Source organism: Natrinema halophilum (assembly GCF_013402815.2).
Taxonomy (GTDB): Archaea; Halobacteriota; Halobacteria; order Halobacteriales; family Natrialbaceae; genus Natrinema; species Natrinema halophilum.
Window position 1 is genome coordinate 3516087 of the sequence record NZ_CP058601.1, and the last position, 23675, is coordinate 3539761.

Genomic DNA, 23675 nt, shown 5'->3' on the forward strand with positions numbered 1-23675 from the left:
AGGGTCCTAAATGTCCGGTCGCGGGTTCCATCTCGGCGACGCGGTGGCGGCGCCGGCTCTCGCAGCGGATCGACGGCCTCGACCGTCCGAAGCGGACAGTCGATAGCGGCCGTTGGATGGAGCCGCTTTCGCGAGTAATGGTTGGAGTTATCACACTTCACAAATAGCCAAATAGCGTCCCCCTTATTTTCCGGATATGGACGTCGGCGATGCGTCGGACGACGGCGCCCTCACCGAGGGGTCGCTCGTGCGACCCATGATCAGGTTGGCGTGGCCGCTCGTGGTCATTCAACTGTTGCAGGTCGCGTACAACGTGGGAGACACCTTCTGGCTCGGTGCGCTCTCCCCTGATGCGGTTGGGGCGGTGAGTCTCGCCTTCCCGCTGCTTTTCTTGCTGATCTCGATTGGCAGTGGCTTCACGGCGGCCGGTGCGATACTGATCGCCCAGCACACCGGTGCAAAGAGCGGCGAAGCGGGATTGATCGCCGGACAGACGCTCGCGTTCGTCTCGTTTGTCGCCGCCGGTCTGGGTGCGGTCGGTTTCGTCGTCACCGAGCCGATGCTTTCCGCCTTGCCGGCCGACGAAGCGACGCGGGCCGCGATCATCCCGTTGGCTGCCGGCTACCTCCGGATATTCTTTCTCGGGTTGCCCTTTCTCTTCGGTTTCTTCGTCTTCGTCGCGCTCATGCGCGGCTACGGCAGCACGCAGGCACCGATGCGAGTGATGCTCGTCAGCGTCGTCATCAATCTCGCGCTCGATCCCCTGTTCATCTTCGGCGTCGGACCGTTCCCTCGACTCGAGGTCGAGGGTGCTGCGGTCGCGACGCTCATCTCGCGGGGGCTCGCGACGCTGATCGGGTTCTACCTGTTGTACTACACCGACGTCGGGCCAGACATTCGGGCGGTTCATCTCCGGCCGCGTCGGAAGTACGTGGGGCAAATCACGCGACTCGGGATCCCGACGGCGCTCGAGCAATCGATGACTGCGCTCGCGCTGGTCGCGATGACGGCGATGGTCGTCACCTTCCCGCCGGCAGTGGTCGCAGCTTACGGGCTCGGCAATCGATTGATCTCGTTGGCGTTTCTCCCCGCGATGGGAATGGGACAGGCGACGGATACGATCGTCGGCCAGAACCTGGGTGCCGGCGACCCCGACCGGGCGGCGAGGGCGGTCCGGATCGCGGCGAGCGTCATCGCGGCGGTCATGCTCGCAGCGGGAACGCTCGCGTTTCTGTTCCCCCACCCGTTCGTGTCGGCGTTCCTGACGGCCGATGCGCCGGGCAAAGCGGCGACCATCGATTACGGCGCAACGTATCTCCGGTTCGCTGCGGTCGCCTTCGTCTTCATGGGCGTGCTACAGGTGATTCAGGGCGCATTCCGCGGCGCGGGCAACACGAAGACGGCGCTCGTCTTCGCCGTCCTCGGTCTGTGGGTCGTCCGCGTCCCCGTCACCTACTATCTACTCTTCGTCGCTAACTGGGGGACTACAGGGATCTGGACCGGCGTCGTCGTCGGCGACGTCGTGGGCGCGCTCGCGGCCGTCGCGTGGTTCACCCGGGGGACCTGGAAAGAGTCGATCGTCGATGGAAGCGAACGAGCGAATGGACCGCACGGTGCGGCTGATTCTGAATCGGCCGCGGAATAATCGTCATCTCGAGTACACCTGCGCCCCGCACCTGCCCCGTACATCCGAACCAGCGGGGTCAGCTATTCCGCTCGATCGCCGTTCGTAGTCGTCGCTCGAGGTCGCCGCCGTCATCGTTTCTGAGCGAAAGTCGGTCGGTCTGCTCGTCCGCGTCGAAATGTTCGGTCAGCAAGCCCCCGCGACGGTCGACCTCGAGCAAGAGATCGAATCCGTCGCCCTCGGGTAACGGCACGACTTCCAGTTCGTCGAGGTCGCCGGCGAAGGGGCCGGTGCGGGGGACGAACTCGAGTTCTTGAACGAATCTGTGGTTCGCAAAGAGCGATTCCGTGGCCTCACATTTGGCCGTTCGAAGCGTAAAGCCGAGTGACTCGAGGGCGTCGAACAGCGACTGTCGGAGCGGGTCGGGTTGGATTTCGAGGTCGTCTCGGTCGTCGGGATCGACCGCCCAGTCGATGTCGAGGCCGGTGTCGAGCCAGACGCTCGTGCGGTCCATCGTGACGGGTGTGTGGTACGGAACGTCGATCGTGACGGGAAACGATCGTTCCTCGTCCGGTTCGATCGTAAACGAGTCGGCCGCGCGGAACGTATCGATCTTCGCCGATCGTGTGCTTTCGTCGGTTTCGTAGCGCGTCGCGAGCGCGAAGTAGATGTCGTCGACTTCCTGTTCGTCGTTGCCGCCGGTAACGTCGACGCGCGCATCGACGGATTCGCCCGCCGTCAGCGTCGTCGGCAGTACCGTGTCGACCGTCGCTGCGCCGATCCCGAGGCTCGAGAGGATTCGTTTCACAGAACGGTGCTCGGGCGTCCCAATTATAAGCTATTTGCTTCTGATAATTCCAGATTCTGCCCTCTCTCGGTAGTCATCGACCGGCACCTGGTGTTAGCTTCTGTGAGCCAGTGCGTCGATAACGGTCGGTTCCAACTCGCCGCCGTGTACGTCGCCGGTCATATCCTGATCGGTCCAAAGCGTAGTTCCAGTTGGCCACGGGGTGGTCGAATCCGTCTGGTCGATCAGTGACTCGAGAGCCCTTCCTTCCGCGACTCGTTTACCCCTCCACGATGGCTAAAACAGGCCGCTCGTTACGAATTAGCCGTGGAATCCGCTGTGCGTTCCATCGCCGATCGAGCTTCCCCCCAGAGCTTTATTATTGATTAATATAACCTAGTTATTGATGGCGCGTACACAGATTCAGGCCGCCCGCGACGGGACGGTTACGCCCGAGATGGAACGCATCGCCGGACGAGAGAACCGCGATCCGGAGTTCGTCCGCGAGCAAGTTGCGGAGGGACAGGCGGTAATCCCAGCGAACCGGAACCACGACGCGCTCGATCCGATGATCATCGGCCGGGAGTTCGCGACCAAGGTCAACGCCAACATCGGCAACAGCGAGACGACCAGCGACCTCGAGACGGAACTCGAGAAACTCCACACCGCGGTTCACTACGGGGCAGATACGGTGATGGATCTCGGCACCGGGAGCGATCTGGACGAGATTCGAGAAGCCCACGTCGAGCACTCGCCGGTTCCGATCGGGACGGTGCCGCTGTACGAGGCGGTCAAGCGAGCCGGCAGCCCCGAAGCAATCACGAAAGACCTGTTGCTCGAGGTCATCGAAAAGCAGGCCGAGCAAGGGGTCGATTACATGACGATCCACGCGGGGATCCTCGCCGAACATCTGCCGCTGACTGACGGGCGGAAGACGGGAATCGTCTCCCGCGGCGGGTCGATCATGGCGAAGTGGATGGAAGAACACGGGGAGCAGAACCCGCTCTACCAGATCTTCCCGGATATCTGTGAGATCTTCGCCGAACACGACGTTACCTTTAGTCTCGGGGATAGCCTTCGACCGGGCTGTCTGGCGGATGCATGCGACGAGGCCCAGTACGCCGAACTCGATACGCTGGGCGAACTCACGCGAATCGGCTGGGACCGCGGCGTCCAGGTGATGGTCGAAGGGCCGGGCCACGTCCCGATGCACAAGGTGGCCGAGAACGTCGAGCGACAGCAGAACGTCTGCGACGGCGCCCCGTTTTACGTCCTCGGGCCGCTCGTGACGGACATCGCGCCGGGCTATGACCACATCACGAGCGCTATCGGCGCTGCAATCGCCGCGCAGGCGGGCGCGGCGATGCTCTGTTACGTCACCCCCAAAGAACACCTCGGACTTCCCGAAGAAGAAGACGTGCGCGAGGGACTCGCGGCGTACCGCATCGCGGCTCACGCCGGCGACGTGGCCACAGAACGGCCCGGCGCTCGAGACTGGGACGACGCCCTTTCCGAGGCCCGCTACGAGTTCGATTGGCGCGAACAGTTCAGCCTCGCGCTCGATCCGGACCGCGCCCGGTCGTTCCACGATCAGACGCTCCCTGGCGACAACTACAAGGAAGCGCGCTTCTGCTCGATGTGCGGCGCGGAGTTCTGTTCGATGCGGATCGATCAGGATGCGAGGGCTGACGGCGAGATGAAGTCGCTCGAACCCGACGCCGGGACCGACCTCGAGGCGTCGCCCGCGGCGATGGTAAACCTGCCGCCGGTCGGCACCCACGAATCGGATGACTTGCCGCCGGTCGCGGACCACGCCGCCTCGCTCGAAGAGTCGACTGACGATTGATTCCGGACGTGAACCCGCAGCGGTGCCTTCGCATGTAAAATACGAGTACAGTCACAGAGAAACGACCTCGTCTTTATCCGATACACTGTGGTCGGTCCGGTACCGATGGCACCCCGACGGCGGACCCTCCTCGCAGCAGTATCGACGACGACAGCCGCAGCAGCGGCCGGCTGTTCCGACCTGCTCGCTAACGAGACCACCGATGGCAGCGGTCAGAAAACGCCCACGGATGTCGCGACGGCGTTCATCGACGATCTCGCAAACCAGGAGTTCGAGCGAGCGAGCAAACGATTCGCCGAGCGCGATCGCACGAAGTACGGCGATCCGGCCAGACTCGAGCGGCTCTGGATGGCATACACCGCCGTCGCCGGTGCGTTCGACGGGATCGACGAAACGAGTAAAACGGCGCGAAGCGGCGTCGTTCTGGTCGACCTGGCACTGTCGTTCGAGGGGGGCGATCATGCGTGCCGCGTGGTCGTGGACAAAAACAAAACGGGGCGGCTGCGTAACTGTGGGATCGCAGACGAGTACGAGCGACCGACGTACGTCGATCCGAGCGCGGTTACGAAACAGGATCTGCAACTCGAGGTCGACGGCTGCTCGCTGCAAGGAACCGTAACGTCGTCAGCTGACGGCGGCGACGCGGTACCTGGTGTCGTTTTCCTACACGACTCCGGCCCGTCGACCCGGGACACCACACAGGGCGGGACGAAAGCGTTCGTCGATCTGGCTGAGGGACTCGCGACACAGGGTCTCGCGACCCTTCGCTACGACAAGCGCATTCCCGCCTGCGAGATAGATCCCGGGCAGTACACCATCGATCAGGTTACCGGTGACGACGCGCTCGCCGCGATCGAGCGACTCCGTGGCGTCGATGGCGTCGACGGCGACAGCATCGTCGTCGTCGGTCACGGACTCGGTGGAACAGCGGCACCGAAAATTGCCGCTCGGGACGGGAACCTCGCCGGGATCGTCGGACTGGCCGCGCCGGCGCGCCCGTATCACGAACTGACGCTCGCCCAACTCGAGCACAAGATTTCGGTCGGCTCCCTCGAGTGGGACGCCCTGGCGGACGTCTACGACCAGTGGGCCGACGAGATCGATCGAGTTCGGGCGGGCGACTACGAGCCGAGCGACACCCTCCTCGGTAAACCCGGTGCCTTCTGGGACAGCCTGGCGTCGTACGACCAGTTCCAGACTGCACGGGATGTCGACGTGCCGCTTTGCCTGTTGCAGGGGAATCGAGACTTTCAGGTCACCGTGGCCGACGACCTCGAGCGCTGGCAGACCGAACTCGAAGGCCGATCGAAGACGACGTTCGAAACGTACGACGGTCTCAACCACCTGTTCATGCCGGGCGAGGGGCCGTCGGTCGAGTTCGCCTACGCCGTTCGAAACAACGTCTCCGAGCAGGTCGTCGACGATCTCGCGGGGTGGATCGGCGAATTGTAGTCGGTGGTGATCGCGGGGTGGATCGGCGAGTCGTCGCTGACCCGACGCGCGTCGTCCTGCTCGCTGACCGAGGATTGATACGGCGGTCGTCCGATCCACGTCGTATGGAAACGACACGGATCGTGCAGGTCGATGCGTTCACCGACGAGCCGCTGACCGGGAATCCGGCGGGAGTCGTTCCGGACGCAGACAGCCTCTCGGACGACCAGATGCAGTCGATTGCCGCCGAGATGGCTGTCAGCGAGACGGCGTTCCTTCGCTCGAGCAGCGCTGCAGAGAGACGAATTCGCTACTTCACGCCCACACAGGAGGTCGATCTCTGCGGTCACGCGACGATCGCCACCTTCGCGCACCTCCACGACGAGGGACTCGAATCGGGACCGACGACCATCGAAACGAACGTCGGCATGCTCGAGATCGACGTCGAATCCGACGGGACGATCTGGATGAGCCAGGATGAGCCGACAGTCGGCGAGGTCGACGTCGGCTACGACCGCATCGCCGACGCGCTGGGCGTCGATCGTGCCGCACTCGAGGGGGCGAGCGCCGATCTTCCGCCGGCGGTAGCTTCGACCGGCCTTCCGTTCCTTGTCATCCCGATCACGTACCTCTCGGACGTCGGGAACGCAGAGCCTGACATGGCCGCGGTCGAATCACTCACCGACGCGGTCGACGCGACGGGTATCTACCTCTTTACGTTCGACGCGCTCGATGGCGAATCAACCGCGCACGGCCGCATGTTCGCGCCGGGAGCGGGCGTCCCGGAAGATCCCGTCACCGGCACCGCAAGCGGAGCCGTCGGCGCGTACCTGGATCACTTCGAGGCGTTCGACGACGACCTGCCCGAGGAACTCCGCCTCGAGCAGGGCCATTACGTGGATCGACCGGGACGGGTTCGTGTTCGCCTCCACGACGCGGTACAGGTCGGCGGTCGCGGTGTGACCGCGCTCGACGGCTCGATCGTCGTTCCCGAGGCGAACGACGACGAGATTCTCGAAGCCTGATCCGACCGACCCGACTCAGGCGAGCGGATCGCTGGCATCGTCGCTTTCGTCGCGGTCGCCGACCGCGTCGCCGTCGGTCTCACCGCCGTCTCCGGTATCGCTGCTGGTCTCGTCGTCGCCAACCTCGGTTCCATCCCTCGTAGCGTGGTGTGGGCTCGAGGGCGGCAGCGGTGACGACCCGGACGAACTGGTTTTCCACGTCGCCGACTCGTCGTCACCGAAGGACGCTGGTTGTTCGCCGGTCGTCCGCCGATCGCCGGCCTCGAGGGCTTCGACCGCTCGGCGAGTTTCTTCGAGTTCGGCCTCCAGTTGGGCGAGGCGGTCGTCGATCCCCTCGCGGACTTCGCTCGCGACGCGGTTCGAATCGATCTGGCCGCCGGCGGCCTGACCTGCCGCACGGGGAAGCGTCATGAACAGCGCGTACGTCTTCCCAACTTGCCAGACGACGATACCGAAGGCGGCAAAGAGTACGGTGATCATCGGATTCGCCTGTTCGAGCGCGAGATCCGGATTCAGCGGCTCGGTAATCAGCGTCGTCGCCGCACCGCCGAAGCCCGCGAACAGTCCGGCGGCGACCAGGGCCAATCCGAGTACTAACGATCCGACCGCGATCGTCCGATAGACGAGTGCCCATCCGAACGGGGTTCGAATAGTCATAGTGGCGACACTCACTGGAGTTGTATAACCGCTGTGGGTGTCAGAAGATATTGCTGTCAATTCGAGACACGGTCGCGAAAGTAGACACCCATGACCGCCGGAGAATCGCAGTCGGAGCGTTCCCGATATCGGTCCGCTGCCGTTCGCGGTTGAAGATGCCCGCTCGTCGTCCATTGTCGGAGAACTAATTCGATCACGAGTGAGTGCTGGGAGGCGGCGTTCGCAACCTTCTTTATTCGGTCGAGTGACCACAACAATAGAGATGGCTGTACTCTGGCTGGATGAGATCAGTGCCGGCGACCTCGAGCGGGTCGGTGGCAAAGGCGCTTCCCTGGGCGAGTTGACGGGTGCGGGGCTCCCCGTCCCACAGGGATTCGTGGTCACTGCGGGAACCTATCGATCGTTCATCGAAGAAGCCGAAATCGACGAAGAACTATTCGCGTCCGTCGACGTTGACGTTGACGACTCGGCCGCGCTGGCCGACGCCGCAGATCGCGCACAGGAACTCATTCTCGAGACGCCGTTCCCCGAGGACCTGCGGGAGGAGATCCTCGAGAGCTACCTCGAGGTCGGCGACGGCGAGGCGTTCGTCGCCGTTCGCTCGTCGGCGACCGCCGAGGACCTGCCCGACGCCTCGTTTGCCGGTCAGCAGGAGACCTTCCTCAACGTCACCGAAGAAGACCTCCTCGACCGCGTCCGGGAGTGTTGGGCCTCGCTGTTTACACAGCGGGCGATTTACTACCGCAAGGAGCAAGGGTTCGACCACTCCGTCGTGAACATCGCGGTCGTCGTCCAGCAGATGGTCGACGCCGAGAAATCCGGAGTGATGTTCACGAGCCACCCCTCGACGGGCGACCCGACGATGATCATCGAAGCCGCGTGGGGTCTCGGTGAAGCCGTCGTCTCCGGTGCCGTCTCCCCGGACAACTACGTGATCGACCGTGACGACCGAGACGTCGATATCACCGTCGCCGAGAAGAAGGTGATGCACGAGAAAGACGAGGCGACCGGCCAGACCGTCGAGCGAGAGGTACCCGAAGACAAGCGAACCGCGCGGGTCATCTCCGACGACGAGATCGACGCCCTCATGGACCTCGGCGAACGCGTCGAGGACCACTACGGTGAACCCCAGGACGTCGAGTGGGCGATCGTCGACGGAGAGGTCTTCATGCTCCAATCGCGGCCGATCACCACGATCGACGACGGCGGGAGCGATGTGGCGGACGCGACCGACGGGGTCGACGTCGCGAAGGGGCTTACCGACGGCAGCGGCAGCGTACAGGCCACCGAGGGCGGCGCGGGCGCATCCGGCACGGACTCGAGTTCCACCGGGACCGCTCTCGTCGACGGCCTCGGTTCGAGCCCCGGCACGGTCAGCGGTCCCGCGCGGATCGTCACCAAACTCGACGACCTTGCAAAGGTCGGCGAGGGCGACATCATCGTCACCGAGATGACGATGCCAGACATGGTACCCGCGATGAAGCGGGCCTCCGGCATCATCACCGACGAAGGCGGTATGACCAGCCACGCCGCCATCGTCTCACGGGAACTCGGCGTACCCGCTATCGTCGGGACGACCAACGCGACGACCGTTCTCGAAGACGGGCAGGTCGTCACGCTCGACGGCGACAAGGGGTCCGTTCTCGAGGGAAGCGAAGTCGAACCCGAAGAGGAAACCGAACCGGTCGAGGAGGTTCGGCCGCAGTCGCCCATCAAACCGATGACGGCGACGGAGGTCAAGGTCAACGTCTCGATCCCGGAAGCTGCCGAACGCGCGGCCGCGACGGGAGCCGACGGCGTCGGTCTCTTGCGGACCGAACACATGATCCTTTCGTTGAACCAGACCCCGGCGAAGTTCATCGAAGAGAACGGCGAGGACGCCTACATCACGGAGCTAGTCGACGGGATCCGGAGCGTTGCCGACGAGTTCTACCCGCGTCCCGTCCGCGTTCGAACGCTCGATGCACCCACCGACGAATTCCGCCAACTCGAAGGGGGGGCAAACGAGCCCGAAGAACACAACCCGATGCTCGGCTATCGTGGCATCCGGCGCTCGCTCGATCGGCCGGAGGTCTTCGCACACGAACTCGAGGCGTTCCGTCGCCTCTACGAGATGGGGTACGACAACGTCGAGATCATGTTCCCGCTGATCAACGACGCCGAGGACGTCCTTCGGGCGAAGGAATTGATGAAAGAGGCGGGAATCGACCCGAAAAAACGCCGCTGGGGCGCGATGATCGAGACGCCGGCATCCGCGCTCTCAGTCGACGGGATGGCCGAAGCGGGCATCGACTTCGCTTCGTTCGGTACCAACGACCTCACGCAGTACACACTCGCGGTCGACCGAAACAACGAGAACGTCGCCGATCGCTTCGACGAACTGCACCCTGCCGTGTTGCGGCTCATCGGCGACGTCATCGAGACCTGCCGGGAACACGGCGTCGACACGAGCATCTGCGGACAGGCCGGTTCTAAACCCAAGATGGTCCGGTTCCTCGTCAACGAAGGCATCGGCTCGATCTCGGCCAACATTGACGCCGTTCGCGACGTCCAACACGAGGTCAAGCGGGTCGAACAAAAGCTGCTACTCGATTCGGTTCGGTAACGTCGAACACCTTTACCTTCGACCGCTGATTCTGGGATTCGCGACGGGATGCGGACTCGTCTTCTCGAGGTATCCGATTGTCGCTCCTTCCGCGCTCACTCCAAGTCGACTGGTCACGGTATCGGATTCATCGCCGACGACGAGACGACGCCAACGACGAGGAGGCCGAGGCCGGTGAGGACGAGAATGGCCGCGATCAACCCCGTCAATAGCCGCAGAGAACGTCGGACGTCGGCGGCAACCTCGAGACGGGCGGAGAGCCGTCGGGCGACGATCAGGAACCCGAGTCCGAGTGCCAGTGCGGCGAACCCGAACGCGAGCAGGTCGGTATCCATACCGGTGGCCTACCAGCACGACCGTGAAAAAACGGCCTTCTCGGCGCGAGACGTCACCCGGTGTACGCCAGTCCGGCGGCGACGAGAAACGCCACGCCGATCCCGACGCCACAGACCGCGATCCCGATCCCGATAAGGCGTAGCAGAGCAGTCATCAGATTCGGATACTCCGGCTGTGGCTCGAGATTTGCCACGAGCAGGTAGACGAACGCACCGGTGCCGACGGAGAGGACCCCGATCGTTGCCGCGGAGATCCACGCCATAGTACCGGTCCGACCGGCGCCACCCTATATGCTGTGGCCGCTGCGGGCGGGGAAAGGTCCATGACGGAGGCCGCCCTCCGTTCGCATATGAGCGACCGTTCGAACGAGGCGACCACGAATCGGGACGCCTCCGCCACCGACGACCTTCTCGAGGAGACGGATCGGCTCCTCTCGGAGACGGGGGCGGATTCGGGGGGCAGAGCGTCCGGCTCCGCGGGTCCGTCATCTGTGGCGAGCGACGATGAGTCGTCGAGGGCTGTCGGCGGATCGGGTCACGGACGGCCGAGCGAACCCGAACCCACCGCCGAATCCGAAACCGGTGCGTCGCGGTCGCGGCTCTCGCGGCTCACGTCGCCGCTCGCGTCGCGGCTCTCGCTCGGGCGGTACTTCTCGCCGAAGGTGTTTCTCGCCCTCGTTCTCACCCTCGGTATCGGCCTGGTGGCCGGCGCAACCGTACTGCCCTTCGGCGGGCGCGTGATCGGTATGTTCGTCGGTGCGTTCGCCGCCGGTCTGATCGGCTCGAACCGCCAGTATCTCGAGATAAGCGCCGCCGGTGTTTCGGTCGGCGGTGTCGCTGCGGTACTCAGTCATACGATGCTCGCCGTCGCCGGCTCGGGACAGACACTCGTCGCAGTCGGGGCGACCGCCGGGTTGTTCGCGGCGGTCGGCGGTTACTATTTCGGTCGCGACCTGCGCGACGGCCTTTCACGCGATATTTGAGGTCGCAGCTGTAGCACAGGGAGCGGAGTTAACAGAGCGGGTGGCCCGCCACCGATCCCGCCGTTCGAGCAACGCGGGAGTCGAACGGAACAGTCACCCGGCCGTCGTCAGTTCCCAGCCGCGCTCAGTTCGGCGAACGACTCCGCTGTCTGCCATCACCTCGAGTAACTCGGCGACGACTTCGCGGGGCGCGTCGATGTCGTCACTGAGTTCGCCGACCGATTTCGGCTCCGAGCGGACGCTCGCAAGTAGATCAGCGTAGATCCGGCTTTCCGGACCGGCCCCGACGCTTTCGGATATCTGGTCGAGGACGTCACAGAGTCGACCTTGAACCCATCGCTGGGCCAGCGAGAGCTCGTTTTCGAGCTGTTCTAAATCCTCGAGGGCGCCGAGCAACTCGTCGAGACTGTTCGAATCGTCCCAGGAAACGTCGAGCGAGAGGTGGCGACAGGTCGTGATATCAAAACTATTGTTCGATGGGTATGCGCTTTTGCTCGCGAATCCGTACGGAGAAACGTTCACTTCCAGTCGAACGTTCCTGGCGATGTGGAAGTATTTCCGCCGTTGATCGTCGACCCGACTTTCGATCAACCCCGCTTCCTCGAGTTTGCGGAGGTGTTCGATGACCGCCTTGGGGCTTACGCCAAGGTAGTCCGAAATTTCGGTGACGTAACAGGGTTTGCGGGCGAGCAATCGAAGAATTCGCCGCCTGTTTTCGTTCCCGAGCAAATCCAACAACGCGGCGGAGTCCATCGAGTGCTGGTTAGTGATCGGCGCTGAAAAGCGTGTCTGCTCGTCGGACGTGAGCGAAAATTTTCGACGAGAACAATTGCTTCTTGGGTTTTAGTACCACCCAAACCGGTTACTATCGATCGCACAGCCGACGTACGGTCGGGCGTGCACCCACGTTCAGTAGCCACTATCGCTGTCGGCACCTGTTCGTGTCTCGGTGCTGGACCCGCTTTCGGTCCCGGAGCCTGACTCAGTGTTGGACCCGCCGGTCGTTTTTTCGGTCGGCGATCCTGAGTCAGCGGGCGGTCCGTCGGGCGCCCCCGTACCCGAACCGTTTCGTGGATCGTCGACGGTTTCGGGTTTCCCGTCGTTACCGGGTTGGTCGGGATCGGCCGGTGGCTTCGTCGTGAAGCCGGGCGGGCCATCACTTCCAGCCAGCCCTCGAGCCATCGCCGAAATGTTCGAGCCGGCTTGCTCCGACGCGTTCTGCCGTATGACCGACGCCTGCTCTTGGAGAGTCGCAAGCCGACTCTCGGAAACGCCGACTTCGCCTGCGCGCCGCTCGGCTCGCTCGATCGAGCGCTCGAGACCGGCCATTTCGACCGTCAGCTTCGCCATTCGGGACTGGTATTCGCTTCGTGTGAACTTGTCTCGTCGAGATCGAAGGCGGTCGCGTTCGGCCTCGAGTTCGTCTACCTGCGCCTCGAGTTCGGCCGCCCGATTGCGGACGATCGCGGACCGATTTTCGGTATCCGCATGCTCGTATGCCGCTTCGAACATGCCCGATTCGACTGTACTTTCGGTGTCGGCTGCACTCGCCTGCATAAGCGTCCCAACGGATGCGTTCGTCGTCGCCGTCTCGGAATCGCCAGTCTCGCCCTGAACGAACGGACTGGCGATGGCACCGCTTGCGAGCGGTGCGATCGCGATGCCGACGGCGGTGAGGACCGCAAGAAGAGCCACCGATCGGGTTGGAACCATTGAATTGTTGTTGATTCAAACGTACTAAAAAGACTGACCTTCGTTCGAACCGTTCACTCTGTTCGAACAGACGGTGAGATTCGTTTTGAGCGTTTAAGACGGTTGCAGTCTCCGTTATCGGTGCAAGTGCGGCGGGTGAAATACCGCGATTCGACGTCACCGTTCGAACTGTTTCGTCCGTTCGAACATCGTTCACTGACGGCCGCTGTACTCTATCGGACGTGATATGTCGTCCGAACGGCACTCGCAAATCGATCACCGCGCTGGCGGTTCAGTCGGCGAATCGTCGCCTCGGCAATTAGTCCATTAGCGCGGCGATATAAACGTATCTGCAAACAGTTATGTTCTCCCGGACCATGGTACTAACTAGCATGTTCGAGGTCTTTTCGCGGAGCTACTATCTCGGACGCCTGTACGTGACTCCCACCGACGGGAACTGTGCACGTATGCACAGTGAGCAACACGAACGCATCAACGAGGAAGTGTACGCGACCGACGACGGACTCGAGCGACTCGACGCGCCGCTCGTGATGAAACTCGAGTCGCGACACTTTCCGGTTCACGGGGCGGCGGACGTTCCGTCGAACACGCTCGCACTGCCGGAACCGATGCTCGAGGGGACCGACATCAGGAATCCGCCTTCGTTACGGGAAGTGTTTCTCGCCCGTCGAGAACAGGCCCGACAGCTGCTCGAACTCACCGGCGGCTGGCAAACCGAACGCTTTGGGTCACCGGACGACGACCTGCCCGGTGCCGGAACTTAAAAGTACGCTCGCTTCCCGTCTTCGGCCGGATGCTCGACGAGTTACTCGGCCGTGCATCGCTCAAAGAGCGAATCGACGACCTCGAAGATGAAAACGACCGGCTGCGAAAGCGTTACGAGGCCGAATCCGATCGCCGGGCCGAGGCCGCGACGGCCAGACAGGACGCCGAAGAGCGGATCAACCGCCTCGAAGACCGAATAGCCCAGTTAGAGGGCGAACTCGAGCGGAAAAACGCAGACGACGGCGGTCTCGACGTCCGCGGTCGTGATCTCCTTCGAAGGGATCGCCTCGAAGAACTCGTCGATCGACTCGCATCGTTCCGAACTGGTGCCGAAGGAGCGTTGACTATCGGGGTCGCCGACGACGGGCTTACCGAGTCGGTCCGAACGCAACTGGCCGACGTTCTCGGCGAACGTGTCGCGCTCGTCGACGACGCTGCGCCGTGTCTGTGTTGTGTCGACGACGCGGGCCTGATCGCCGTGACCCTCGAGCCGCCGACCGATCCGGACCCGATGGCCACCTGGGATGACCGATTTGCCCTCGAGCGCGAGTGGTTTCTGCCGACCGGGACGCACGCTCTCGCAGTAGTGCGGACCGACCTCTTCGCGCTCGGCGTTTACGAGGGCGACGAACGCATCGATTATCGAGGGTTCGAGAGCAACGTCAAAGGAAGCCACTCGAAGGGGGGCTTTTCGCAGGCACGATTCGAACGGATTCGCGACGAGCAGATCGACGAACACCTCGAACGCTGTCGGACGGCTCTCGCTGCGTACGAACGCGGCGGCGAACGAACTGATGTACCGCTCTATCTCGTCGGTCAGCGCGGCGTCGTCGATGCACTGGTCGATGATTCACAGCTACAGCCGGCCGCGACGGCCGCCGTTGATGCGACCGGTGCGCCGAAGCAGGCGCTCGAGGACGCCGTTCGTTCGTTCTGGACGACGGAGTTACGGATTTTGTAACCCCTATCAGTTAGACGTCAGTAGCCATTTCCGTCGGTGAAACAGCGCCCACAACGGATTGCTTCGGATTCACTGACCGCCTGTTCGATGGGGATCAGCCGGAGGTGCTCGTGAGCGACGTGTGACGTCGCCCCGCACGCAGTCTGAAAGTCGGACCGTCCGGCCTCGTACTTGTGGATCTTGTTGGTCGTTTCGTTCAGGACTCCGTTCATGCTACTTGTTACCACAGGCAGTGTACATAATAGCATCGTCCGTTGGCCGGCGCGAACCGGATCGGGTCAGAACAGTTTTTCCCGTTTCACCGCACGGACGGTTCCGGCCTGACGACGGAGCAGTCCCGCGATCTGAAACGGGGAGTTGTTGCTATCGAAACAATCAACCGCCGGACGATTCGGTCGTCGCCGAAACGGTTCTATCCCGTCATCTGTTCCGGGAACGACCTTTTGATCGAATCGATCCGACTTCGAAGGCAACCTCCGCGAACAGTACGGTAGTAATGAGGGGGTGTACACGGTCGCCAGCGCGACCGAAATCGGGCGGCATCACGTCCGTGGCGACCAAACCTCGAGACACAACCTGGCGCCGAACGAGATTGTCGAAGCCCAGATACGCGCGTGGAGTAGCGGTCAGAGTGCACACGAAGCGGATCGACCTCGGTCGACTCGAGGGATGGAGACCCGCTGCGAGACGAACTCGACGCTTCGGATGATCCAGGGTTAAGTGATCGCTCGACGATACTCCGGTATGCGCGTTGCGATTCTCGCCCACGAGAGATTTCCCGACCGGGCAAAAACGGCTCTCGGCGTCCTCAGATATGCAGACCACGACGTTGTCGCCGTTCTCGACCGCTCGAACGCCGGTCGTCGCGTCTCCGACTTCGTCCCCGACGTTCAGGACGCCCGGATCGTTGCCAGCATGGCCGACATAGAGCCCGACGCCGTCGATGCCCTGCTGATCGGCATCGCCCCGATCGGTGGCGATTTCGACGAAACCTGGCGCGACGACGTCCGAACGGCACTCGAATACGGGTGCGACGTCATCTCGGGGCTCCACTACTTTCTCGGCGAGGACGACGAATTCGCTCGTCTGGCAGCCGACCACGATTGCGAGTTGCGCGACGTCAGAAAGCCGCCGGACGATCTCACGGTCAGCGAGGGGGTTGCCGGCGACGGCGACGCCGAGGTGATCCTCACTGTCGGCACCGACTGCTCGGTCGGGAAGATGACGACGACCATGGAACTCGCCCGGGCCGCACGCGAGTCCGGGTACGACGCCGCCGTGATTCCGACCGGCCAGACGGGAATCCTGATCGAGGACTGGGGTATCCCGATCGATCGCGTCATCGGCGACTTCGCTGCGGGCGCGGTCGAGTCGATGATCCTCGAGAGGGGAGCCGATCACGACTACCTGTTCGTCGAAGGGCAGGGGAGTATCGTCCATCCGGCGTATTCGGCTGTTACCTGCGGGATTCTCCACGGATCGATGGCGGACCGACTCGTCCTCTGTCACGAGGCCGGCCGCGAGGCGATCCACGGGTACGAGTCGTTCGCGCTGCCGACGATTCCGACGTACGTCGACCTCTATGAGCGCCTCGCCGAACCCGTGGCGGCGAGTCGGGTCGTCGCCGGTGCGCTCAACACTGCCGGTCTCGAGGACCCAGCGGCTCGCCAGGCGGTCGACGACTATGCCGACTCGCTCGACGCACCCGCAACCGACGTGCTCCGCTTTGGAACCGATGCAGTGCTCGAGGCGCTGATTCGATGACGCTCGAGACCGCCTTCGAACGTCGTTCGCTCCCGCTCGAGTTCCCGTTCGGAATCGCCCGCGGAACGACGACCGCGACCGAGGTCGTCCTGGTTCGGATCACCGACGGCGACGACACGTCCGGTCTCGGGGCTGCGTCGCCGTCGTCACACTACGGGGAAACCGCTGCGACCGTCTCGTCCGTCATGCCCGAGTTGCTCGCGGTCGTCGAAGACGTCGGCGATCCCCACCAACTCGAGCGACTCGAGCGGCGACTCCGAGAAACGGTCCGGCGAAATCCGAGCGCTCGTGCGGCGGTGAGCATCGCCCTCCACGATCTCGTCGCGAAGCGTCTCGACGTTCCGCTCTACCGGTACTGGGGGCTCGATCCCGCGGAGACGCTCGAAACATCGTACACGATCGGCCTCGACGACGACGAGACGATGCGCGAAAAGACCGAAACTGCCATCGAACGGGGATACGGGACACTGAAAGTCAAGCTCGGAACTGATCGGGATCTCGAGATCGTCCGGACGATCCGATCGGTCGCGCCGGACGTGCGGCTTTTCGTCGACGCGAACGAGGCCTGGTCACCACGCGAAGCGCTCCGGAAAATCGATCGGCTGGCCGCGTTCGACGTGGCGGTCGTCGAGCAGCCGGTTCCCGCCGACGACCCGCAGGGGCTGAAATACGTCTTCGACCGCTCCACCCTCCCGATCGCCGCCGACGAGTCCTGCGTGACGCTCGCGGACGTCCCCCGAATCGCGGACCGGTGCGACATCGCGAATCTGAAACTGATGAAGTGCGGCGGCCTGCTCGAGGCGAAGCGACTGATCCACGCCGCCCGGGCACACGGCCTCGACGTACTGTGCGGTTGTATGACCGAATCGAACGCCTCGATCGCCGCGGCCTGTCATCTCGCGCCGCTGCTCGACTACGCCGATCTCGACGGCTCGCTGCTGCTGGCCGACGATCCTGTCGACGGCGTTTCGATGCCGAACGGCCGGATCGATCTCGCCGCCCTCGACCGTCCGGGAACGGGTGCCGTCCTCGAGGCGGAGTTCGACTGACGGCGATTCAGACGACGTTTCGCGGCGACACGCCTGCAGAGCGATCAGGATCCTGGACTGTCACTGCGACAGGCAACGGGGTTTCATATCGACGTTCGGTGTGGAACTGCTGGTATGCATGACGGTACTGACGGGCTGAACGTCTCTCGTCGGTCGCTGTTACGAGCATCCGCAGGAGCGGCTTCGCTGTCGTCCGTGGGAAGCGCGCGCGGCGCCGGGGACGACTCAGAGCGCCACGTCGCTCGGGCGATCGATCTGGATTGCCCGGACGCCACGCTCGAGCCGGGAATGACGGATTGCAAAGGGACGACGTCGGGAGGATGTACGGACGAGTCTCCGGCGACGAACGATCTCAGATCGGCGGTGACGCAGACGCTCGAGGATCGATACCCGGACGTCGGAACGCTGATCGACGCGGGATACAAGCCGTACTTCGACACCCTCGAGGGTGGCGACGACGGCTGGTCGCACTGGCTCAGCCCCGATCGTATCGGCGACGCAGCGGTGCTCGATCCCGATCGCCCGGAGTCGGTTCTCGTCGACAACGAATCGTGGCGGTCGATCGGCGTCATGTTCATCGCGACGAGAGACGGAGAGCCAGTCGAGCCACCGGCCGTATACGAAGCGGACGAATCTACGGGTCGGTGCTCGCCGTGGCACGCTCATACCGGCTTGCCAGGCCGGTTCGCATGGTGGTACTACAGGCAAGCCTATGAGCGGGACTTCGCGGCAAATGCTCTCGACTTCCCCTGTCGAACACCCTGTATGCTTCACGTCTGGTCCGTCGACCATCCGGAAAGCGTCTACGCCCACGATGCGCCACCGGCGGCGTATCGCGACCGCCAACCCGCCGACGGTCCCGGCTTCGATACCGACGCCGCGCCCGGCGAAGACGAACTCGGATGGGACGTTCTGCCGGACGATCTCGTCCCCGAACTGACGCCCGACGATTTCTCCCCGAGCGACATCTTGGATCTCGCTCCGGGCCACTCATAACGACGGGTCCGCCCGATACGGGGACGGTCCCAAGGACGCCGGGACGTTACATCGGCATACCGCCGTCGTCGTCGTCCGTGGCCTGTCGTCCACGATTCTGGGCGTTCTCGAGCAAGGTCGCCGCCGGTCCGCGATACTCGTACCCGGGGATTATCCCCTGCGCGTACGTGCCCTCGACGAACTCGATCAGGGCTTTGGCGTCTTCGACGCCCTCGGCTGCGTCCCAGGCGGTGTACTCGAGACGGACCCGAACCTCGTCGTCGTCGCGTTCGACGGCGGGTTCGGCGTGGGTACTCGTCTGGGCGACGCCGAAAACGTCCTGCAAGCGGCGTTCGAGGGTTTCGAACCAGCCGTCCTCGACGACGCCCGCAACGATTTCGTCGGCCACGGCGGCGTCGAGCGACGGGAGAACGACCGTCACGCTGAATCGGCCGTCGCGTTTTCCCTCGGCGTCGTCGGCCGTGACGGTCGTCTCGAAGACGGTGGTCGTGAGGTCGTAGTCGCCGCCGGTTCGGGTGAACGCGCCGTGGGACTCGAGTTCGCGTTCAATGGGTCCCGGAAGGTCGGTCATTGAGGAACACAACGAGCGTGGCGAAAAAGGGTGTTGCGTTGTTTCGGAAGCCGTGAAGACGGGTCACCGTAACTGGAAATACATCCGACAGAAACTGTTTCAGCGGGGGGAAATCACCGGACGGTGCGGTGATCGTTTCACGAGGGAAGTACCGCGTTTCGACCGAAAAAGACCTGCATTACAACAAGGGAATCAGTCCTCCATCCGGGGCATGAGTTTAGACAGACACGCGGCGGAACGTCGTCGGTTCGCTCGCCTCCTCGGAACGGACGACGAGTACGGCTCCGGTTTGCCGATCGGCAGGCGAGAAGACGGCGTGGCGGAGCAAGCGGACGAGGAAGACGAGCAACCTGCAGACGACGGTGACCGCGGCTGCTCGAGCGAGGAGGCCGACCCCGTCAGGAAATCTCGCGCTCGCTAAGGAACGAATCGAGTGCCGTTGCGACTTCTTCGAAATCCTTGACCGTGAGGCCGTCCGTCGTAACGAAGACGCCTTCGCGGTCGTTCGTAACGCGAACCAGAAATCCGTTTTCGAACACTCGGATCGTGTAATCGTATGCGCCGAGTTCTGACCCCTCGTAGGCCGTCTGGGTGGTCTTGAACCCGCGCCACTCGTGGCCGATGAACGTCGCGAGGTCGGCATCGCGCTCTAAGTCCTCGCGAAGATACATCTGCTCGTAGTCGTCGCGCGTAAAGTACGTGACCGAACGAAGGCTGTCGCCGATTGCCGTTCGACAGGTCGTAACGATCTGTTCCGACGCCTCCGACGTGAGTAGCCCTGTCGCCATACCAGAGCAGTCGGACTCGGCGACCTTAACGACGCGGGCTATTCAACACGAATTGAAAGTACTGGGGCCGACGGAGGCAGCGGTACTCCCGCCGTGGGCACAGTCGATTCACGAGTTACGCTTGCTCGATCGCTCTGGGAGTTACGCCTGCTCGATCGCTCTGGGAGTTACGCCTGCTCGATCGCCCGGTCGAGGTCGGCGATCACGTCGTCGACGTCTTCGATCCCCACCGAGAGGCGGACGAGATCATCGGTGACGCCGCTCGCCAGTTTCTCCTCCTCGGTGAGTTGCTGGTGAGTCGTGCTCGCGGGGTGAATGATCAGCGTCTTCGCGTCGCCGACGTTCGCCAGCATGCTCGTGAGTTCGACCTCGTTACAGACCGTTTCCGCGGCGTCGTAGCCGTCCTCGAGTCCGAAGGTGATCATGCCGCCGTAGCCGCCCTCGAGGTACTCGGTGGCCTCCTCGTGGGTCTCGTGGCTCTCGAGGCCGGGGTAGTTGACCCAGTCGACGGCTGAGTGATCCTCGAGGTGTTCTGCGACGGCCATGGCGTTGTCGCAGTGTTTTTCCATCCGGAGCGGAAGCGATTCGAGTTTCTGCAGGGTGGTCCAGGCGTCGAAGGGCGCTTGCTGGTTCCCCAGGTCGCGCAGACCGCGGGTGCGAGCGACGAGCGCGAAGGCCATGTCGCCGAACGTCTCGCGGAAGTTAACGCCGTGATAGGCCGGATTCGGCTCGGTGATCTCGGGGTAGTCGCCCTCCTCCCAGGGGAACGAACCGCCGTCGACCAGGATGCCGCCGACCGTCGAGCCCGCGCCGTGAATCCACTTGGTCGTCGAGTTCCAGACGAGGTCCGCGCCGTGCTCGAGCGGTCGGCAGAGATACGGCGTCGCGAAGGTGTTGTCGACGAACAGCGGTACGTCGTGGTCGTGGGCGATGTCGGCGATTCGCTCGATGTCCGGCGTCACGAGCGCGGGGTTGCCGATCGTCTCGAGGTGGACGAACGCGGTGTCGTCGTCGATGGCCTCCTCGTAGGCGTCGTAGTCCAGCGTATCGACGAACTTCGTCTCGATCCCTCGTTTCTCGACGGTGTGGGTGAGGTAGGTGTAGGTACCGCCGTACAGCGAGGACGACGAAACGATGTTGTCGCCGACCTCTGCGAGGATGAAGGTCGCGAGGTCGAACGCGGCCATCCCGGAGGACGTGGCCAGCGCAGCGACGCCGCCCTCGAGGGTCGCGATACGCTCTTCGAGCATCGCGTTGGTCGGGTTCATGATCCGGGAGTAGATGTTCCCGAACTCCTCGAGTCCGAACAGCGCGGCGGCGTGATCCGTGTCGTCGAACTCGTAGGACGTGGTCTGGTAGATCGGTGGCGCGCGAGCGCCCGTGGTCGGATCGGGCTCTTGGCCGGCGTGGACGCTGTTCGTTGCGAATCGGTGATCGTCGCCGCTGGAATCGTCGCTCATACCTGCGCCGTTGCATCCAGCCCTCCTAAAACCACTAGACAAGCGCCCGCTGATTGGGGCCAACCATCTCCAAACAAGATTGCCACTGGTTTCGCACAGCGTTTTCCGCAATCAGAACTCGATGACGGTGACCACACGGAGACTCTCGAGAACCAACCAACAAACGAACGCCGTGTACAGCCCGAGCAACGTCCACGCTTCGCGTCGGGAGAGACGCATTTCGGTCCGCGAAATCCCGAAAAACACGATGGTCGCGAAGACCAGAAAGCTCATCATCGGGACGATGTAGGCAAAATTCACCGTCAACGTGCCGGCGGCGAGGACGCCGGCCGGGACGCAGATGAGTAAGTCGAAGGTGTTGCTCCCGAGAACGTTCGCCAGCGTAACCGTCGGCCGGTCTGCCTGGGCGGCCGCGATGCTGACGAACGTGTCGGGCAGGCTCGAGCCCGCGGCGACAACAGTCATACCCCAGAGAAACGCCGGCGTCCCGAACGCCTCCCCGAGACCGACCGCCGACCGAACGAGGCCTTCGACGCCGATGACGATCGTGACGAGTCCGACGCCGAACCAGAGCCAGGCGCGTCCCATATCCACCGACTCGTCCACTACTCGCCCTTCGTCGGCGACGTCGAGATACTGGGTGAAGATGTAGAGCCCGTACAGGGCGACAGGGAAGAGAGCGAGCGGCCGGGAGACTGCTCCACGTATGAGTCCATCGGCCGCGGTGACCGGATTGTAGATGACTGCGAGCGAGAACGTCAACAGCAGCGACGCGACCGCGAGCATGTAAAACAGCGCTTCCTTGTAGACGAGTTCCCGCGTCGTGTCGATGCCACCGCCTATGACCACGGCCATGCCCGGGATCGCGAGCAGGTTGAACACCGCGGAGCCGACGATCGAACCCACGCCGAGTTCGAACTCGCCGTGGACAAGCGTCGCGAGCAACACGCTCACCAGTTCGGGCATGCTCGAGCCCACTGCGGCGATTACTGCTCCCTGAACGACCGTCGGCAGCCCGTAGCCCGCTGCGATGTCGTTCGCCGCGTCCTCGAGCCGGATGCTACCGAACCAGACGATCCCGGCTCCGACGGCAGCGAGGGCTAGCAGCCCAGCGATTTCGATCATGATCAGTTCGATGCAACCCGCCCACTCGCCAGCGCCGACAGCGGCCATTCCTCGCAGTCGCCCCGTGGCGCGGCGGTTCCTCGAGTGACGTCTCCGTCGGTTCTCACGTCTCGTTCGTCCACATCCAGCCGTTTGATAGCTCCCCCGTACCGACGTGTGATAGCCACCGTCTGCCGAATCTCGCGGATTCCCCAGGAGTCGGCTACCGGCGCTCCGGATCGGTTACTATCCCGCCTTTCGGCTGTGGCGATCACACATTGAAACGCGGACGATCGGAGACGACGATGGGAGCGGAAACCGTCTCAATACTACTCGGGACCGATCCCCGATAAAATGTACTGCTATTAGCAACACACATACCCGCCGCGGACGTGGAATCGTCGTACGTCGGTACGCTCGGGGGCCTCCACCGGCCCGTCGCCGATCGACGTCGACAACCAATGCCCTACTCAACGCCGCAGCAATCGACCGAAGAAGCAGAATCGGTCTACGAAGACTACGTTTTGGACGTCCGAATTCTCGAAGTTACGCAGCCCGAAGGCGAGGAACCGCGGTATCGGTTCGATGCACCCCAGCACACGCCGATGACGTTCGCGGATCCGGAGACCGCCACGCTGTACGCCGACGTCTACTTCGACACGAACGGCTTCCAGGAGGACGGAACCGGCCAACGGGGCGTCCCACCGGAAGTTATCCAGGCGGGGCGTGATACGCTCGCTGCGTATTTCCTGACCATGCCCGGTACGGACCTGAACTGGGTCGCATCGTTCTACGGCAAGAAGCCCCCGAAAATCGAGCGGTACGTAGCCTCCGTTCGTCAACGCTCCCGGGAAATCCGATCGAACGCGGTCGAGCGGGGCATCGCGTCGCCGAAGTAGATTACTCGAGCCGTTCGACTCAGATGAGCGTGCGGGACCCGGTGCTCTCCGACGGTTCCACCGGCCACCGCATTTGCTCACGTGGTCCCGCCGGTCGTCCGAATCGGTGGTACCCCCATCGAGTGATCGGCTTACGCCGGAGTGGTCGGACGGTCCGAGTTCCATCCTCGGTTCGCCGAAAACCGTGTTCAGCCGTATGGCACCCGCCACGAGAGGGACGGCTTTCGGGCCAAGATTTGATCGTCGATTGTCGGCCTGATATCGGGATGGAAATCGACAGAGGGCTACATAGAGTCGAGTAGTCTCCGAACA

General features: G+C 63.3%; 24 protein-coding genes. 13 read left to right on the forward strand and 11 right to left on the reverse strand.

Annotation, left to right across the window (positions count from 1 at the left end; all coding sequences use genetic code 11):
• Positions 1-196 precede the first annotated feature (196 nt).
• Entirely contained in the window at positions 197-1645 is a 1449-nt protein-coding gene (locus tag HYG82_RS37700) for an MATE family efflux transporter (protein WP_179262813.1), read from the forward strand.
• A gap of 58 nt (positions 1646-1703) precedes the next feature.
• Here the strand turns inward: HYG82_RS37700 and HYG82_RS37705 are convergent, their stop codons facing one another.
• Entirely contained in the window at positions 1704-2432 is a 729-nt protein-coding gene (locus HYG82_RS37705; RefSeq protein ID WP_179262815.1) for a sporulation protein, read from the reverse strand.
• 385 nt (positions 2433-2817) lie between these two features.
• Between HYG82_RS37705 and thiC the strand changes: the two genes are divergently transcribed.
• The 3 genes from thiC to HYG82_RS37720 all read left to right on the forward strand — a co-directional run bounded on the left by thiC (position 2818) and on the right by HYG82_RS37720 (position 6713).
• On the forward strand, positions 2818-4257 hold the full coding sequence (thiC, locus tag HYG82_RS37710) for a phosphomethylpyrimidine synthase ThiC (protein ID WP_179262817.1): 1440 nt from the start codon (positions 2818-2820) through the stop codon (positions 4255-4257).
• A gap of 105 nt (positions 4258-4362) precedes the next feature.
• The gene (locus HYG82_RS37715; RefSeq protein ID WP_179262819.1) at positions 4363-5709 is read left to right on the forward strand and encodes an alpha/beta hydrolase; all 1347 of its coding nucleotides are present in this window, start codon (positions 4363-4365) and stop codon (positions 5707-5709) included.
• Between the two features lie 104 nt (positions 5710-5813).
• Entirely contained in the window at positions 5814-6713 is a 900-nt protein-coding gene (locus HYG82_RS37720) for a PhzF family phenazine biosynthesis protein (protein WP_179262821.1), read from the forward strand.
• A 15-nt stretch (positions 6714-6728) separates the two neighbouring features.
• On the opposite strand, the gene HYG82_RS37725 is transcribed toward HYG82_RS37720, so the two are convergent.
• The gene (locus HYG82_RS37725; protein WP_179262823.1) at positions 6729-7370 is read right to left on the reverse strand and encodes a hypothetical protein; all 642 of its coding nucleotides are present in this window, start codon (positions 7368-7370) and stop codon (positions 6729-6731) included.
• A 262-nt stretch (positions 7371-7632) separates the two neighbouring features.
• Between HYG82_RS37725 and ppsA the strand changes: the two genes are divergently transcribed.
• Positions 7633-9975, forward strand: a complete 2343-nt coding sequence (ppsA, locus tag HYG82_RS37730) for a phosphoenolpyruvate synthase (protein WP_179262825.1) — start codon at positions 7633-7635, stop codon at positions 9973-9975.
• Positions 9976-10088: 113 nt separating this feature from the next.
• Here ppsA and HYG82_RS37735 read toward each other — a convergent pair whose 3' ends face one another.
• Together HYG82_RS37735 and HYG82_RS37740 are read right to left on the reverse strand one after the other, a co-directional pair.
• A complete protein-coding gene (locus HYG82_RS37735; RefSeq protein WP_179262827.1) occupies positions 10089-10310 on the reverse strand; it encodes a hypothetical protein in 222 nt (73 codons plus the stop codon).
• 53 nt (positions 10311-10363) lie between these two features.
• Positions 10364-10573, reverse strand: a complete 210-nt coding sequence (locus HYG82_RS37740; RefSeq protein ID WP_179262829.1) for a hypothetical protein — start codon at positions 10571-10573, stop codon at positions 10364-10366.
• Positions 10574-10660: 87 nt separating this feature from the next.
• Between HYG82_RS37740 and HYG82_RS37745 the strand changes: the two genes are divergently transcribed.
• Positions 10661-11293 carry a DUF456 domain-containing protein gene (locus HYG82_RS37745; protein WP_179262831.1) on the forward strand — a complete coding sequence of 211 codons (633 nt, stop codon included), beginning with the start codon at positions 10661-10663 and terminating at the stop codon, positions 11291-11293.
• 93 nt (positions 11294-11386) lie between these two features.
• Here HYG82_RS37745 and HYG82_RS37750 read toward each other — a convergent pair whose 3' ends face one another.
• Together HYG82_RS37750 and HYG82_RS37755 are read right to left on the reverse strand one after the other, a co-directional pair.
• The gene (locus tag HYG82_RS37750; protein ID WP_179262833.1) at positions 11387-12046 is read right to left on the reverse strand and encodes an ArsR/SmtB family transcription factor; all 660 of its coding nucleotides are present in this window, start codon (positions 12044-12046) and stop codon (positions 11387-11389) included.
• Between the two features lie 156 nt (positions 12047-12202).
• Positions 12203-13006 carry a hypothetical protein gene (locus HYG82_RS37755; RefSeq protein WP_179262835.1) on the reverse strand — a complete coding sequence of 268 codons (804 nt, stop codon included), beginning with the start codon at positions 13004-13006 and terminating at the stop codon, positions 12203-12205.
• A 371-nt stretch (positions 13007-13377) separates the two neighbouring features.
• Between HYG82_RS37755 and HYG82_RS37760 the strand changes: the two genes are divergently transcribed.
• Together HYG82_RS37760 and HYG82_RS37765 are read left to right on the forward strand one after the other, a co-directional pair.
• Positions 13378-13770, forward strand: coding sequence for a DUF5802 family protein (locus HYG82_RS37760; protein WP_179262837.1), 393 nt, complete (start codon positions 13378-13380; stop codon positions 13768-13770).
• A 29-nt stretch (positions 13771-13799) separates the two neighbouring features.
• Positions 13800-14732 (forward strand): Vms1/Ankzf1 family peptidyl-tRNA hydrolase, encoded by a 933-nt coding sequence (locus HYG82_RS37765; protein ID WP_179262839.1) that lies wholly within the window; start codon positions 13800-13802, stop codon positions 14730-14732.
• Between the two features lie 17 nt (positions 14733-14749).
• Here HYG82_RS37765 and HYG82_RS37770 read toward each other — a convergent pair whose 3' ends face one another.
• Positions 14750-14944 (reverse strand): hypothetical protein, encoded by a 195-nt coding sequence (locus HYG82_RS37770; RefSeq protein WP_179262840.1) that lies wholly within the window; start codon positions 14942-14944, stop codon positions 14750-14752.
• Positions 14945-15476: 532 nt separating this feature from the next.
• Between HYG82_RS37770 and HYG82_RS37775 the strand changes: the two genes are divergently transcribed.
• The 3 genes from HYG82_RS37775 to HYG82_RS37785 all read left to right on the forward strand — a co-directional run bounded on the left by HYG82_RS37775 (position 15477) and on the right by HYG82_RS37785 (position 18541).
• Complete coding sequence (locus HYG82_RS37775; protein WP_179262843.1) at positions 15477-16496, forward strand: N-acetyltransferase DgcN family protein; 1020 nt, start codon at positions 15477-15479, stop codon at positions 16494-16496.
• A complete protein-coding gene (locus HYG82_RS37780; protein ID WP_179262844.1) occupies positions 16493-17545 on the forward strand; it encodes a dipeptide epimerase in 1053 nt (350 codons plus the stop codon). Before HYG82_RS37775 ends, HYG82_RS37780 begins: the two co-directional genes overlap by 4 nt.
• A 114-nt stretch (positions 17546-17659) precedes the next feature.
• Positions 17660-18541, forward strand: a complete 882-nt coding sequence (locus tag HYG82_RS37785; RefSeq protein WP_179262846.1) for a hypothetical protein — start codon at positions 17660-17662, stop codon at positions 18539-18541.
• Positions 18542-18587: 46 nt separating this feature from the next.
• Here the strand turns inward: HYG82_RS37785 and HYG82_RS37790 are convergent, their stop codons facing one another.
• Positions 18588-19112: a DUF5813 family protein gene (locus tag HYG82_RS37790; protein ID WP_179262848.1), complete on the reverse strand. Its 525-nt coding sequence runs from the start codon at positions 19110-19112 to the stop codon at positions 18588-18590.
• 211 nt (positions 19113-19323) lie between these two features.
• Here HYG82_RS37790 and HYG82_RS37795 point away from each other — a divergent pair, with 211 nt between their 5' ends.
• A complete protein-coding gene (locus HYG82_RS37795) occupies positions 19324-19533 on the forward strand; it encodes a hypothetical protein (protein ID WP_179262850.1) in 210 nt (69 codons plus the stop codon).
• Here the strand turns inward: HYG82_RS37795 and HYG82_RS37800 are convergent.
• The 3 genes from HYG82_RS37800 to HYG82_RS37810 form a co-directional block, all read right to left on the reverse strand.
• Entirely contained in the window at positions 19511-19900 is a 390-nt protein-coding gene (locus HYG82_RS37800) for a DUF7522 family protein (protein WP_179262852.1), read from the reverse strand. The two genes, HYG82_RS37795 and HYG82_RS37800, sit on opposite strands and share 23 nt — an antisense overlap.
• A gap of 167 nt (positions 19901-20067) precedes the next feature.
• Complete coding sequence (locus tag HYG82_RS37805; protein ID WP_179262854.1) at positions 20068-21360, reverse strand: O-acetylhomoserine aminocarboxypropyltransferase/cysteine synthase family protein; 1293 nt, start codon at positions 21358-21360, stop codon at positions 20068-20070.
• Positions 21361-21471: 111 nt separating this feature from the next.
• Entirely contained in the window at positions 21472-22485 is a 1014-nt protein-coding gene (locus HYG82_RS37810; RefSeq protein ID WP_179264609.1) for a sodium:calcium antiporter, read from the reverse strand.
• 440 nt (positions 22486-22925) lie between these two features.
• Here HYG82_RS37810 and HYG82_RS37815 point away from each other — a divergent pair, with 440 nt between their 5' ends.
• Positions 22926-23363, forward strand: coding sequence for a hypothetical protein (locus HYG82_RS37815; protein WP_179262856.1), 438 nt, complete (start codon positions 22926-22928; stop codon positions 23361-23363).
• Positions 23364-23675: the final 312 nt, after the last annotated feature.